The 12,899-nt window shown below is 73.2% G+C and carries 13 protein-coding genes; all 13 read right to left on the minus strand.

Annotation, left to right across the window (positions count from 1 at the left end; all coding sequences use genetic code 11):
- Positions 1–45 precede the first annotated feature (45 nt).
- The 13 genes from rplS to ACIB24_RS11920 all read right to left on the minus strand — a co-directional run bounded on the left by rplS (position 46) and on the right by ACIB24_RS11920 (position 12,846).
- The gene (gene rplS / locus ACIB24_RS11860) at positions 46–405 is read right to left on the minus strand and encodes a 50S ribosomal protein L19 (RefSeq protein WP_398280039.1); all 360 of its coding nucleotides are present in this window, start codon (positions 403–405) and stop codon (positions 46–48) included.
- A gap of 137 nt (positions 406–542) precedes the next feature.
- Positions 543–1,340 (minus strand): tRNA (guanosine(37)-N1)-methyltransferase TrmD, encoded by a 798-nt coding sequence (gene trmD / locus ACIB24_RS11865; protein WP_398280042.1) that lies wholly within the window; start codon positions 1,338–1,340, stop codon positions 543–545.
- Positions 1,330–1,845, minus strand: coding sequence for a ribosome maturation factor RimM (gene rimM, locus ACIB24_RS11870; protein WP_398280045.1), 516 nt, complete (start codon positions 1,843–1,845; stop codon positions 1,330–1,332). The genes trmD and rimM overlap by 11 nt, the downstream gene beginning before the upstream one ends.
- Positions 1,846–1,868: 23 nt before the next feature.
- Entirely contained in the window at positions 1,869–2,111 is a 243-nt protein-coding gene (locus tag ACIB24_RS11875) for an RNA-binding protein (RefSeq protein ID WP_398280048.1), read from the minus strand.
- A 2-nt stretch (positions 2,112–2,113) separates the two neighbouring features.
- Positions 2,114–2,620: a 30S ribosomal protein S16 gene (gene rpsP, locus ACIB24_RS11880; RefSeq protein ID WP_398280051.1), complete on the minus strand. Its 507-nt coding sequence runs from the start codon at positions 2,618–2,620 to the stop codon at positions 2,114–2,116.
- A 167-nt stretch (positions 2,621–2,787) separates the two neighbouring features.
- A complete protein-coding gene (locus ACIB24_RS11885) occupies positions 2,788–3,864 on the minus strand; it encodes an amidohydrolase family protein (protein WP_398280054.1) in 1,077 nt (358 codons plus the stop codon).
- Entirely contained in the window at positions 3,861–5,459 is a 1,599-nt protein-coding gene (gene ffh / locus ACIB24_RS11890) for a signal recognition particle protein (RefSeq protein ID WP_398280057.1), read from the minus strand. The genes ACIB24_RS11885 and ffh overlap by 4 nt, the downstream gene beginning before the upstream one ends.
- A 63-nt stretch (positions 5,460–5,522) precedes the next feature.
- On the minus strand, positions 5,523–6,485 hold the full coding sequence (locus ACIB24_RS11895; RefSeq protein WP_398280060.1) for a type IV toxin-antitoxin system AbiEi family antitoxin domain-containing protein: 963 nt from the start codon (positions 6,483–6,485) through the stop codon (positions 5,523–5,525).
- 257 nt (positions 6,486–6,742) lie between these two features.
- A complete protein-coding gene (locus tag ACIB24_RS11900; protein WP_398280063.1) occupies positions 6,743–9,250 on the minus strand; it encodes a [protein-PII] uridylyltransferase in 2,508 nt (835 codons plus the stop codon).
- Between the two features lie 94 nt (positions 9,251–9,344).
- The gene (locus ACIB24_RS11905) at positions 9,345–9,683 is read right to left on the minus strand and encodes a P-II family nitrogen regulator (RefSeq protein WP_398280066.1); all 339 of its coding nucleotides are present in this window, start codon (positions 9,681–9,683) and stop codon (positions 9,345–9,347) included.
- Positions 9,680–11,014 carry an ammonium transporter gene (locus ACIB24_RS11910; RefSeq protein WP_398280069.1) on the minus strand — a complete coding sequence of 445 codons (1,335 nt, stop codon included), beginning with the start codon at positions 11,012–11,014 and terminating at the stop codon, positions 9,680–9,682. The genes ACIB24_RS11905 and ACIB24_RS11910 overlap by 4 nt, the downstream gene beginning before the upstream one ends.
- 191 nt (positions 11,015–11,205) lie before the next feature.
- Entirely contained in the window at positions 11,206–12,390 is a 1,185-nt protein-coding gene (gene ftsY / locus ACIB24_RS11915) for a signal recognition particle-docking protein FtsY (protein ID WP_398280072.1), read from the minus strand.
- Positions 12,391–12,438: 48 nt separating this feature from the next.
- Positions 12,439–12,846 carry a hypothetical protein gene (locus tag ACIB24_RS11920; RefSeq protein ID WP_398280075.1) on the minus strand — a complete coding sequence of 136 codons (408 nt, stop codon included), beginning with the start codon at positions 12,844–12,846 and terminating at the stop codon, positions 12,439–12,441.
- Between the last annotated feature and the right edge of the window lie 53 nt (positions 12,847–12,899).

A 12,899-nucleotide genomic window follows, 5' to 3' on the forward strand; every position in this document is an offset into this window, starting at 1 on the left:
GACGCCTCCACCGGACGGGGGATGCTCAGGAACGCTCAGGAACGCTCAGCGGGCGGGAACCGCGTCGCGCTTCTCCTTGATCTTCGCGGCCTTGCCGCGCAGCGACCGGAGGTAGTAGAGCTTGGCCCGGCGGACGTCACCGCGGGTCGCGACCTCGATCTTCTCGATGATCGGGGTGTGCACCGGGAAGGTGCGCTCCACGCCGACGCCGAAGCTGATCTTGCGGACCGTGAAGGTCTCGCGCACGCCGCCGCCGGAGCGGCGGATCACGACGCCCTGGAAGAGCTGGACGCGGGAGCGGTTGCCCTCGACGACCCGCACGTGCACCTTCAGGGTGTCGCCGGCGCGGAAGTCGGGGATGTCGTCGCGCAGAGAGGCGGCGTCAAGGCTGTCGAGCGCGTGCATGATCGGTCGCTTTCCGGCAGATGCCACAGGTCATCGGCGCAGGTCGGTGTCTGGCTACGTGTGCGCCGGCTGGGCACTCGCCCTGCGCAGACCCCCCTGTGGCAGGGGCGCGGGCAGGCCGCCGGCAATCTTCGGGTTCAGTCTGCCACAGGGGGCAGGTGACGCCGAAATCCGCCACCGTCGTCCGGCTCCCAGCCCAGCGCCGCGAGCGTGGCCCGGTCCTGCGGATCCGTGTCGACCGGGTCCAGCCGCTCGATCAGGTCGGGCCGCCGCTCGCTGGTGCGGCGCAGCTGCTGGTCGCGACGCCAGCGGGTGACCTGGGCGTGGTGTCCCGAGCCCAGCACGGCCGGCACGTCACGGCCCCGCCAGCTAGCCGGCCGGGTGTACACGGGATACTCCAGCAGCCCGTCGGCGTGACTCTCCTCGACCAGGCTCTCCGCGTTGCCGATCACCCCGGGCAGCAGCCGGGCCACCGCCTCGACGATCGCCAGCACGGCGACCTCGCCGCCGTTGAGCACGTAGTCGCCCAGGCTGACCGGGACCAGCCGGGCCCGTTCGCCGTATTCCTCGAAGACCCGCTCGTCGATGCCCTCGTAGCGCCCGCAGGCGAACACCAGCCACGGCTGCGCGGCCAGTTGGTGGGCGAACGCCTGGGTGAAGGGCGTTCCCGAGGGGCTGGGCACCAGGACGACGGGCGCGGGCTGCGCGCCCTCGAGCAGGCTGTCGAGGGCCTCGCCCCAGGGTTCGGGCCGCATCACCATCCCGGCGCCGCCGCCCGCGGGGGCGTCGTCGACGGTGCGGTGCCGGTCGTGGGTGAACGTGCGCAGGTCGTGCACCCGAAGGTCCAGCAGACCCGTGCGCCGGGCCTTGCCGATCAGCGAGAGTTCAAGCGGGGCAAGGTATTCCGGGAAGATCGTGACGACGTCAATCCTCATCGGGGAGGTCCTCGAGGAGGCCGGGGGGCGCGTCGACGACGACCCGGCCGCCCGCGACGTCCACCTCGGGCACGAGCGTGGTGACGAAGGGGACCAGCCGCCGCTCGCCGTCCGGGCGCCGCACCACGAGCAGGTCCTGCGCCCCGCCGTTCTGGAGGCCGACCACCTCGCCCAGCGGTTCGCCGTCCGGAGCCACGACGGCCAGACCGACGAGCTCGTGCGGGTACCAGGCGTCGTCCTCACCCGTGCTGTCGGGCACGTCGGCCTCGAGGACGACGTCGCGCAGGCCCTCGGCGGCGGTCCGGTCGCCGATCTCGGCGAACGTGAGCAGCACGGTGCCGTTGTGGTCGCGCACGGTGCGCACGGTCAAGGGCGGCCGGCCGTCCACCGGGTACAGGACGGCCCCGGCGACGAACCGGTCACCGGGGCTGTCCGTGCGTACTTCGATGCTGACCTCGCCCCGGATCCCGTGGGCGCGGCCGATCCGGGCGACGACGAGTCGCACGCTCCCGCCGATCGGTGGCGGGCTCAGCGACCGCGGTCGACGTCCACGACGTCGACGCGGACCGGCTCGCCGCCGGAGATCGCCTTCACGACCGTGCGCAGCGCGGTCGCCGTCCGGCCCGAGCGGCCGATCACGCGGCCGAGGTCCTCGGGGTGCACCCGGACCTCCAGCAGCGAGCCCCGACGCAGCGACTTGCTGCGCACGGTGACGTCGTCCGGGTGCGCCACGATGCCGCGGACCAGGTGCTCCAGCGCCTCGATCAGCACGGTCAGGCCTCGGTGGACTCGGTCGCCTCGGCGGCCGGGGCCTCGTCGGCGGCCGGGGCGGCCTCGGCGGCCTTCGGCTCCTCGGCGGGCGCCTCGTCGGCCTGGGGCTCAGCCTTCTTCTCGGCCTTCTCGGCCGACTTCTTGGCCTTGAGCGTCTTGGCCTCGTTCTCGTTGAGGGCCTTGGCCTCGGCGAAGCCGGACCGGTCCTCCTCCTTGACGCCCGGCGCCCGGTAGGTGCCCTCGGCACCCGGCTCGCCCTTGAACTTCTGCCACTCGCCCTTGACCTTCAGCAGCGCCAGGACCTGCTCGGTCGGCTGCGCGCCGACACCCAGCCAGTACTGGACGCGCTCGCTCTCGATCTCGATCAGCGACGGCTCGCGGGTGGGGTGGTACAGGCCGATCTCCTCGATCGCGCGACCGTCACGCTTGGTGCGGGAGTCGGCGACGACGATGCGGTAGTGCGGGCTACGGATCTTGCCCATGCGCTTGAGGCGGATCTTGACAGACACGAGTACGGAACTCCTACGTTTTCGGGTTGTTCGCCCGCCCCGGACAGGTGGGGACCGGCCGGAGCGGGAAAGCTCGGACTGGACGGCACCCGGGGAGAGAGGGGCCCTGGGCGGTCCGGTACAGCAGGCCATTGTGCCAGAAACTCAGGCGCCCCCCGACCACCCGATCAGAAGGCCCGCCCCCGCAGGACGACGGCCCGCGGGGCGGCGAGCACCCGGACGTCGGCCCGCGGGTCCTCCGGGTAGACGACGAGGTCGGCCTGGGCACCCTCCTCGAGCCCGGCGCGACCCAGCCAGGCCCGCGCGGCCCAGGTGGCGGCGTCCAGCGCCTGCACCGGGGTGAGCCCGGCGCAGACCAGTTCGCCGACCTCCTGGGCGACCAGTCCGTGCGGCAGGGACCCGCCCGCGTCGGTGCCGACGAAGATCGGCACGCCCGCCTCGTGGGCCTGCGCGACTCCCGCGTAGCGGCGGGCGAAGAGGGCTCGCATGTGCGCCGCGTAGACGGGGAACTTCTCCCCCGCCTGGGCGGCGATCCGCGGGAAGGTACCGATGTTGACCAGGGTCGGGACGATCGGCACGCCGCGGGCGGCCGCCACCGCGCGGGTCTCGTCGCTCAGCCCGGTCGCGTGCTCGATGCAGTCGATCCCGGCGGCCAGCAGGTCGGGCAGGCAGTCCTCGCCGAAGCAGTGCGCGGTCACCCGGGCCCCGGCCTCGTGCGCGGCGGCGATCGCGGCGTGCAGCGCGTCCGCCGGCCAGCACGGGGCGAGGTCACCGACGGCCCGGTCGATCCAGTCGCCGACCAGCTTCACCCAGCCGTCGCCGCGGGCCGCCTGGAACCGCACCGCGGCCACCAGGGCGTCGGGCTCGACCTCGTAGCCGAAGTTGCGGATGTACCGCTTCGACCGCGCGATGTGCTGCCCGGCCCGGACGATCACCGGCAGGTCGTCGCGCTCGTCCATCCAGCGGGTGTCCGCCGGCGAGCCCGCGTCACGGATCAGCAGCGTCCCGGCGTCCCGGTCGGTCTCGGCCTGGCGCTGCGCCGTGGCCTCGTCGACGGCGCCGCCCGCCGCCAGCCCGACGTGGCAGTGGGCGTCGACGAGCCCGGGCAGCACCCAGCCCTCGATCTCGCCGTCCACCGGCCCGGACGGGGCGTCGAAGGTGAGCCGGCCGCCGACCACCCACGCGCCGTCCAGCTGCTGCTGCGGCCCGACGAGCACCGGCCCGGACAGCCGGAGCGCGCTCACTTCAGGAACTTGTCGAAGCCCGGAGGCAGCTGCAGGTCGGCCGGGTCCGGCCCCTGGCGGGCGCCGCCCAGGCCGAACGCGCCGCCCTTCGGGGCCGGGGCGGCCGGACCGCCCTCGCGGCGCGCGGCGGCCTCGCGTTCCTGCTGGGCGCGCTTCGCGGGGTTGCCGGACTTGGCCTTCCCCTTGCGGGGCGGCGGCGCGCTCTTGCCGCGGCCCTTCTTGCCGCCGCCCAGGCCGGGCAACCCGGCCATGCCCGGCGGCATCCCCGGGATGTTCCCGCCGCGGCGCATCGCGCGCATCATCTTCTGGGCCTCGCCGAACCGCTCGACGAGCTGGTTGACGTCGGAGACCTGGGTGCCCGAGCCGCGCGCGATGCGGGCCCGGCGCGAGCCGTTCAGGATGCGCGGCTGGCGGCGCTCGAGCGGCGTCATCGACTGCACGATGGCCTCGACCCGGTCGAGCTCGCGCTCGTCGAAATTCTCCAGCTGCTGCCGGATCTCACCCATCCCGGGAAGCATCTTGAGCAGCGACTTCATCGAGCCCATGTTCTTCAGGGCGCTCATCTGCGCGAGGAAGTCCTCGAGCGTGAAGTCCTCGTCGGCGGCGAGTTTCGCCGCCATCTTCTCGGCCTGCTCGGCGTCGAACGCCTTCTCGGCCTGCTCGATCAGGGTGAGGATGTCGCCCATGTCGAGGATGCGCGAGGCCATCCGGTCGGGGTGGAACGGCTCGAAGTCCTCGAGCTTCTCCCCGGTCGAGGCGAACATCACCGGCTTACCGGTGACCCCGCGCACCGAGAGCGCGGCACCACCGCGCGCGTCGCCGTCCAGCTTGGTCAGGACGACGCCGGTGAAGCCGACGCCCTCCTGGAACGCCTGGGCGGTGGTCACCGCGTCCTGACCGATCATCGCGTCGAGGACGAACAGGATCTCGTCGGGCCGCGTGGCGTCGCGGATGTCGGCGGCCTGCTTCATCAGCACCTCGTCGACGCCCAGCCGCCCGGCGGTGTCGACGATGACGATGTCGTGCTGCTTCTCGCGCGCGAACTCGACCCCGGCCCGCGCGACGGGCACCGGGTCGGCCGTGTCGTCGGCCTCCCCCTGGGCGCCGGGGTGCGGGGCGAACACGGGGACGCCGGCCCGCTCGCCGACGACCTTCAGCTGGGTGACGGCGTTGGGGCGCTGCAGGTCGCAGGCCACCAGCAGGGGGGTGTGTCCCTGCTCCCGCAGCCAGCGCGCGAGCTTGCCGGCCAGCGTCGTCTTACCGGCGCCCTGGAGGCCCGCGAGCAGGACGACGGTCGGCGGGTTCTTCGCGAACTGCAGCCGGCGGGTCTCGCCGCCGAGGACGGCGATGAGCTCCTCGTTGACGATCTTGACGACCTGCTGGCCGGGGTTCAGCGCCTGTGAGACCTCGGCGCCCAGCGCCCGTTCGCGGATGGCGCCGGTGAACTGCCGGACGACGGGCACGGCCACGTCGGCGTCGAGCAGGGCCCGGCGGATCTCGCGGATCGTCGCGTCGACGTCCGCCTCCGAGAGCCGGCCCTTGCCGCGCAGGGACCGGAAGGTGGCGGTGAGGCGGTCAGAGAGGGTCGCGAACACGTGCTCAGCCTATCCGTTGAGCACGTGCGACCGTTTCGGTCGCCACCACGAGGCGTACGGCGCTCATGGCAACCAGTCCGGACGCAGATCCGTCGGCATCGGGCCGAGGAGTTCCGCCGTGCGGCGGCCGCGCACCAAGGCGCGTCGGTACTGGGCCAGCCAGGGGGCCTGGTGATGGTGGTCGTACATCGTGAACCGCACGACCTCGAGCTGCAGGTCGCGGATGTCGTCCTGGCGCAGCTTCTCGGCCCACACCGCGGGCCTCCCCTCGTACTTGACCTTGCCGTCGGCCTCCGTCACGACCCGGCTCTCCCCGTCCAGGAGGTCGACCCGGAACCAGCCGCGCTCGGTGGGCACCCAGGACTGCGGCTCGGGCACGGCTAGTCCGGCGAGGTCGAGGTCGGCGCGGCCCAGGGACTCGAGAGGGGACTCGGGCTCGCTGCGAGCCCGCTTGATCACCCATCGCGCCTTCGACAGCCCCGCCGCCGGTTCGGCACCGACCAGTTCCGCGGTCAACTCCTCCCGGGTGCAGAGCCCGGCATGCAGTGCGGCGTCGGCGACGGCCAGACCCCACGGACGGTCGAGTTCGCGCGCGCAGTCGAGGACTGTGCGGGCCGGTGAGGTGACCACCAGCGCCCCGACCCGGCGTGCCCGGTTCACCGCGAGCCGCCGCCAGCGGATGCCCGCCTGCTGCCCTCGACGCTGAGCGCTCATGAGCGTGGGCGCCCCCACCTCGGGCAGTGGCAACTGCCAGGCGACGGCGGCGCTCAGACCGCAGACGACCGACCGCGGCGAACGGCGCTGCGCAGCCAGGAGCACCAGCAGATGCCGGTCACGCGGGGTCAGCCGTTCCCAGTGGTCGGCCATCGTGAAGACGCCGGTCATCACGCGGTGCAGGCGGCCCGAGGCGAGCGCCCACCGCAGTGTCGCCGGGGTGATGCCGTGGGCCGCCGCGTCGGGCCGGGTGATCAGGCCGTGATGGCATGCGGCGACCGCCTCCAGGGCTGCGGTATCCGTCCGGCGCACCCGGACAAGCCTTCCGCACCCGGCGGCGCAGCTTCGAAGTTGTCCACAGGTGCGGATCCGCGACCGTTCTGGTTGCCACAGCAGCAGAAATCGCACTCGTGGCGACCGAAACGGTCACACCTGCCCGACCCGAGCCCGTCGCGGATGCGTCGCGGCCCCCTGAGGCTGCCCCCGCCAGCCGTACCGCGACGCATCCGCGCCCACCTGTACCGACGCCCCGGTCCCGGGGATCGGTTGCCTCGTTCCGAATGGATTTCTCAGAAGGGGAGGACCCGGGCGGCGTGCTCGGTCTCGCCGCCCGGCAGCGAGCCGGCGTCCACCAGAGCCGACACCGTCTCGGCGACCCGGGGCGGGCTGAGCTGGCCGCCGCCCGGCTCGCTGACGTACAGGACGTCGACGGCCTGGCCCGCATGCGTGGCCACGTGCGCCGAGCGCAGGTCGACCCCGACCCGGGCCAGGGCCGAGCCGATGGCGTGCATCAGCCCCGGACGGTCGGCGGCCCGCACCTCGAGCACGGTCGCCTCGGCCGACGCGCCGGGCAGCAGCACGACCCGCGGGCGCGCGGGGGCCCCGGACGGCGCCCGGTAGCCGGCCTCCCGCCGGTGCAGCGGGTCGAGCACGGTCTGGTCACCGTCACCGAGCCGGCGCAGCGCCAGTTCGACGGCGGCCGGCTCGGGGGCGTCGCCCGCCCCGTTGTCGACCCACCAGGTGTCCACGGCGATGTCCTGGGCGTGATCCCCGTCGTCACTCGAAACCGTCCGCACCAGAGCGGATTTCACGGTCAGCCGCTGACTGGCCAGGACGCCGGCGATGTCGGCCAGCAGGCCGGGCCGGTCGGCGGCGACCACGGTGACGACGTGCAGCTCATCCATCGCGCCGATGGCCACCCGGGGACGGCCGTCGGCCAGCACCGAACGCACCAGGTCGGACTCGGCCTCCCCGATCGGGGCCGGGCCGGGCGGCTCCTCCCCGCGCAGCGCCGTCCGGGCCCGGGCGGTGAGATCGTTGACCAGCCGGGCCCGCCACGCCGTCCAGGCCACCGAGCCGACCGAGACGGCGTCGGCCTCGGTCAGCGCGCGGAGCATGGACAGCGTCTCCAGCCGGCCGTCGACCGCCTTCACCAGCTCCTCGACCGTGTGCGGGTCGTCAGGGTCGCGGCGGGTGGCCAGCTCGATCAGGGTCAGGTGCTCGCGGACCAGGCGCTCGATCACCTCGCAGTCCTCCGGCGGCAGTCCGAGCCGCCGGGCCACCCGGGCGGCCCGCGGCGCCCCGGTCACCGAGTGGTCGAGGGCACCGGCGACCTTGCCCAGGTCGTGCAACAGCGCGGCCAGCACCAGCAGGTCGGGGCGGCTCACGTCCCGCAACGCGCCCTGGATCATGATCACCGTCTCGATCATGTGCCGGTCGACCGTGTGCCGGTGGACCGCGTTGCGCTGCGGGCGGTTGCGCACCCCCGCCCACTCGGGGATCCACTTCACGATCAGCCCGGCGCGGTCGAGCGACTCCCACACCCCGGCCAGCGCGGGACCGCCGCCGGCCAGCATCGCCACGAACGCCTCCCGGGCCGGGGCGGGCCACGGATCGGGCAGCGGCGGGCAGTCGTCGGCCAGGTGCCGGACCGTCACCGGCGACAGGGGCAGCCCGGAACGGACGGCGGTCGCGGCCGCCCGCAGCGGCAGCACCGGGTCCTCCGCGGCGCGGACCCCGACGCCGAGCACCACCTCGCCGTCGTGCTCGACCAGCCCGTGGCCGAGCGGGCGCAGCCGCGGGCGCCGGGGCCCGGGCCGCAACCGGCGCGGCGGCAGCGACTGGCGGGCCGCGCGCATCGTGACGTCGACGGCGTAAGCGATGGTCCGGGTCGCGTCGCTGACCTCGGCGAGCAGCTCGTCGGCATCGGTCAGGCCGCAGGCCACGGCGACCGAGTCCTGGTCGGGCAGCAGCAGCCGGTCGACGGCGCGGCCGGTGACCGCCTGCAGCGCATCGCGGATGTCGAGCAGGCGGGTGTGGGCGTCGTCCACCTCGCCGTGCGGACGGTCGGTGACCCAGCTGGCCGCGAGAGCGCGCAGGACGGTGACGTCGCGCAGGCCGCCGCGGGCCTCCTTCAGGTCGGGTTCGAGCAGGTGCGCGGCCTCACCGAAGCGGGCGGCGCGCTCACCGAGGGACTCCAACACCTGCGGCAGCCGGCGCCGGATGCCGTTGCGCCAGTCGCCGAGCAGGGACGTGCGGGTCCGCACCACGAGCGCGGCGTCACCGGCGATCACCCGCAGGTCGAGCAGGCCGATCGCGGCGGACAGGTCGGAGGCCGCCACCTCGCGGCTCTGCCCGGGGGTGCGCACCGAGTGGTCGACCCGAAGACCCGCGTCCCACAACGGGTACCAGAGGCGCTGGGCCAGCTCGCCGACGTCGGAGGCCGAGAGCTGCCGACCGTCGTGCAGGAGCACCAGGTCGAGGTCGCTGGCCGGCCCGGCGTCGCCGCGGGCGACGCTGCCGACCGCGGCGAGAGCGAGCCCCTCGGCGGCCGGACGCCGGTTGCGCCGCACGGGCACCTCCGCGACCGCGGCCTTCCAGGCCCGGACCAGGGCGTCCTCGACGAGACCGGCCAGGGCCCGGCGCCGGTCGGGACCAGAGGTGCCGGAGCGGACCGCCAGGGCGATCCGGTCCTTGCGCAGGTCCCGCGCCGCCACAAGGGCCGCCCGGGACAGGTCCTCGGGTGTCTCGTCGCTGTCCTCGGTGTCGTCGGTGTCGCTGTCCTGGTGCGGCGCCACGCCTCTGCCTTCTTCCGCTGGAAAGCCCGGTGGCCGCCCACCCTCTCGCGAGGACGGGCGGCCACCGAGTACCGGTCGTGTGCTGTCGCAGGTTCTACAGCGCGTCGACCCCGTGCTCACCCGTGCGGACCCGGACCACGTCGTCGACGGTGGTGGACCACACCTTGCCGTCGCCGATCCGGCCGGTCGCCGCCGCCTTGACGATGACGTCGATGACGTCGGTCAGGTCGGTGTCGTCCACCAGGACCTCGAGCCGCGACTTCGGCACCAGGTCCACGGTGTACTCGGCACCGCGGTACACCTCCGTGTGACCGCGCTGGCGGCCGTAGCCGCTCGCCTCGGAGACGGTCATGCCCTGGACGCCGAACGCCTCCAGTGCAGCCTTCACCTCGTCGAGCTTGTGCGGCTTGATGACTGCGGTGATCAGCTTCACGCCGACACCTCCTCAGTCTTGGCGGAGACGGACGGACGGAAGACGCCGCCACCCGCGGGGTTGAAGTCGTACGCGGCCTCGGCGTGGTCGGCGAGGTCGATGCCGGACACCTCGTCCTCCTCGTCCAGGCGGAAGCCGATCGTCTTCTCGAGGAGGAAGCCGATGATGTACGTGACGATGAAGGAGAAGGCCAGCACCGCGCCCGCACCGACGGCCTGCCGCCAGAGCTGGTCGGTCCCGCCGCCGTAGAAGAGACCGTCGACCCCCGCCGGGGCGTCCGCGGTGGCCAGGAAGCCGATCGCGATGGTGCCGAAGACACCACCGACGAGGTGGACGCCGACGACGTCGAGCGAGTCGTCGTAGCCCAGCTTGTACTTCAGGCCGACGGCCAGCGCGCAGAGGACACCGGCGACGACGCCCAGGATCAGGGCACCGACCGGGCTGACCGAGGAACAGGCCGGGGTGATGGCGACCAGACCCGCGACGATGCCGGAGGCGGCACCCAGCGAGGTGGCGTGACCGTCCCGGATCTTCTCCGTCAGCAGCCAGCCGATCTCCGCGGCGGCCGTGGCGGCCACCGTGTTGACCCAGACGACCGCGGCGCTGCCGTTGGCGGCGACGGCCGAACCGGCGTTGAAGCCGAACCAGCCGAACCACAGCAGACCGGCACCCAGCATCACGAGGGGCAGGTTGTGCGGGCGCATCGGCTCCTTGGGCCAGCCGACCCGCTTGCCGAGGACGAGCGCGAGGGCCAGGCCCGCCGCACCGGCGTTGATGTGGACCGCGGTACCACCGGCGAAGTCGATCGCCAGCAGCTTGTTGGCGATCCAGCCACCGGCGCTGTCCTCGCCGGCGGTGAAGCCGTCGAAGGCGAAGACCCAGTGCGCGACCGGGAAGTACACGACGGTCGCCCAGATGACCGAGAAGATGCACCAGGTGCCGAACTTGGCGCGGTCGGCGATGGCACCCGAGATCAGGGCGACGGTGATGATGGCGAAGACGAGCTGGAACGCCACGAACGCGGTGGCGGGCACGGTGCCCACCAGGTGCGTCGCCGCGTAGTTGTCGTCGATGCCGATCAGGCCCTTCAGGCCGGCGAACTGGGTGGGGTCACCGAGCAGGCCGCTGCCCAGGTCGTCACCGAACGCCTCCGAGTAGCCGTAGAGCACCCACAGAACGGTGACGATCCCCAACGACGAGAAGCTCATCATGATCATGTTCAGGACCGACTTCGTCCTGACCATGCCGCCGTAGAAGAACGCCAGACCGGGCGTCATGAGCAGGACGAGCGCGGCGCTCGTCAACACCCATGCGGTATCTCCGGAATCCATCCGTACCCCTTCATTTCGGGTGGCGCCCGTGTTTTCGGGACACCATCGGAACGTGATGCGACCAGCCCCACGTGGGTTGGCCCACGGGATCGCTGGAAGAAACTTGCTGTGGACGCGTTTCCGGCCGCCGCGCGATCAGTTTCCCTGCCGTGACATTTGCCGCCAGCATGTTTCCACAGAGTGAACGGATGTCACTGGAGGAGAGCGTCGACGAACGCCTCCGGATCGAACGGCGCCAGGTCGTCCGGGCCCTCGCCGAGCCCCACGAGCTTCACGGGAACCCCCAGCGCCCGCTGCACCGCGACGACGATCCCGCCCTTGGCGGTGCCGTCCAGCTTGGTCAGCACGATGCCGGTGACGGCGACGACCTCGCCGAACACCTTGGCCTGCTGCATGCCGTTCTGGCCGGTGGTGGCGTCGAGCACGAGCAGCACCTCGTCGACCGGGCTCTGCTTCTCGACCACCCGCTTGACCTTGCCCAGCTCGTCCATCAGCCCGGCCTTGTTCTGCAACCGGCCGGCGGTGTCGATCAGGACGACGTCCGCCTCCACTTCGGTCGCCGCCTTGACGGCGTCGAAGGCCACCGCGGCCGGGTCGGCCCCGTCCCGGTCCGAGCGCACGGTGGGCACCCCGACGCGGGCGCCCCAGGTCTCCAGCTGGTCGGCCGCCGCCGCGCGGAACGTGTCGGCGGCGCCGAGGACGACGTCGCGGTCCTCGGCCACGAGCACCCGGGCCAGCTTCCCGCAGGTGGTGGTCTTGCCGGTCCCGTTCACGCCGACCACCAGGACGACGGCCGGCCGCCCCACCTGCTCGACCGCCAGCGAGCGGTCCAGGCCCGGGTCGACGAGCGCGAGCAGCTCCTCGCGCAGCAGCGCCCGGACGCCGTCCTCCCCCGCCACCCCCTCGACCGACACCCGCTCACGGAGCCGGTCGACCAGTTCGGTGGTCGGGTCGACGCCGAGATCGGCCAGCAGCAGGGTCTCTTCGACCTCGTCCCAGACGTCGGCCGTGAGCTTGTCACCCGAGAGCAGGGTCAGCAGTCCCCGGCCCAGGGTGCTGTTGGAGCGGGCCAACCGGGCCCGGAGCCGGACCAGCCGGCCCGCCGCCGGGGCGGGACGTTCGAGGACGGGCGCCTCAGGCTCGTCGACCTCAGGCTCGTCGACCTCGAGGTCGGACGGCGGGATCTGATCGGCCGGCGCGACGTCCGTCGCGCTCGGCGGCGGGGCCGCGACCGTGCCGGCGTGCCCGGCGTGCCCGGCCGGACCTCCGCCACGCGGCTGCGAGGTCCCGCGCCCCCGCAGGAGAAGGCCGGCCAGGACGGCCGCCACCAGCAGGACGACGACCGCGACGATGACGATCAGTTCTCCGGTACCCACCCGCCGAACCTACCCGGTGACGCGCACCGATCAGTGACCGACCAGTGGTCAGCTCAGCCCCGACCTGGGCCGGGAGTCCTCCCGGTCGCGCAGGTCGATCACCTTGGGCACCTGGACCTCGGGGATCGGCCCCGACGTGGCGGGCATCGGCCGGGGCCCGACCAGCTGCGAGAGCAGTTCCGCGCTGCGCCTGCCCTCGGCCTGCACGGCACGGTCGCGTTCCTCCAGCCGGTCGAGCTGGGTGTGCAGCGCCTCGCCCATCGGCCGGACCGCCTCCTGGACCCGCTGGACGGCGGCGACCGGAGCCTCGACGACCCGCCGCGCCCGTCTGACCGTCAGGCGCCCGTCGTCCGTCAGCAACGCGCGGCCGGACCGCACGTGGGGCATGGCGACGACGAGCACGACACCGGCGGCGGTGACGAGCGAGATCAGCAGAGCGACGACGATCGCGAACACGTCACCCACCGTGCCCGATCGGGCCGCGGGAAGGAATGTCGGCACGGCTTCGA

It is taken from the genome of Spongisporangium articulatum, from assembly GCF_044465595.1.
In the GTDB taxonomy this organism is placed as follows: domain Bacteria; phylum Actinomycetota; class Actinomycetes; order Actinomycetales; family Kineosporiaceae; genus Spongisporangium; species Spongisporangium articulatum.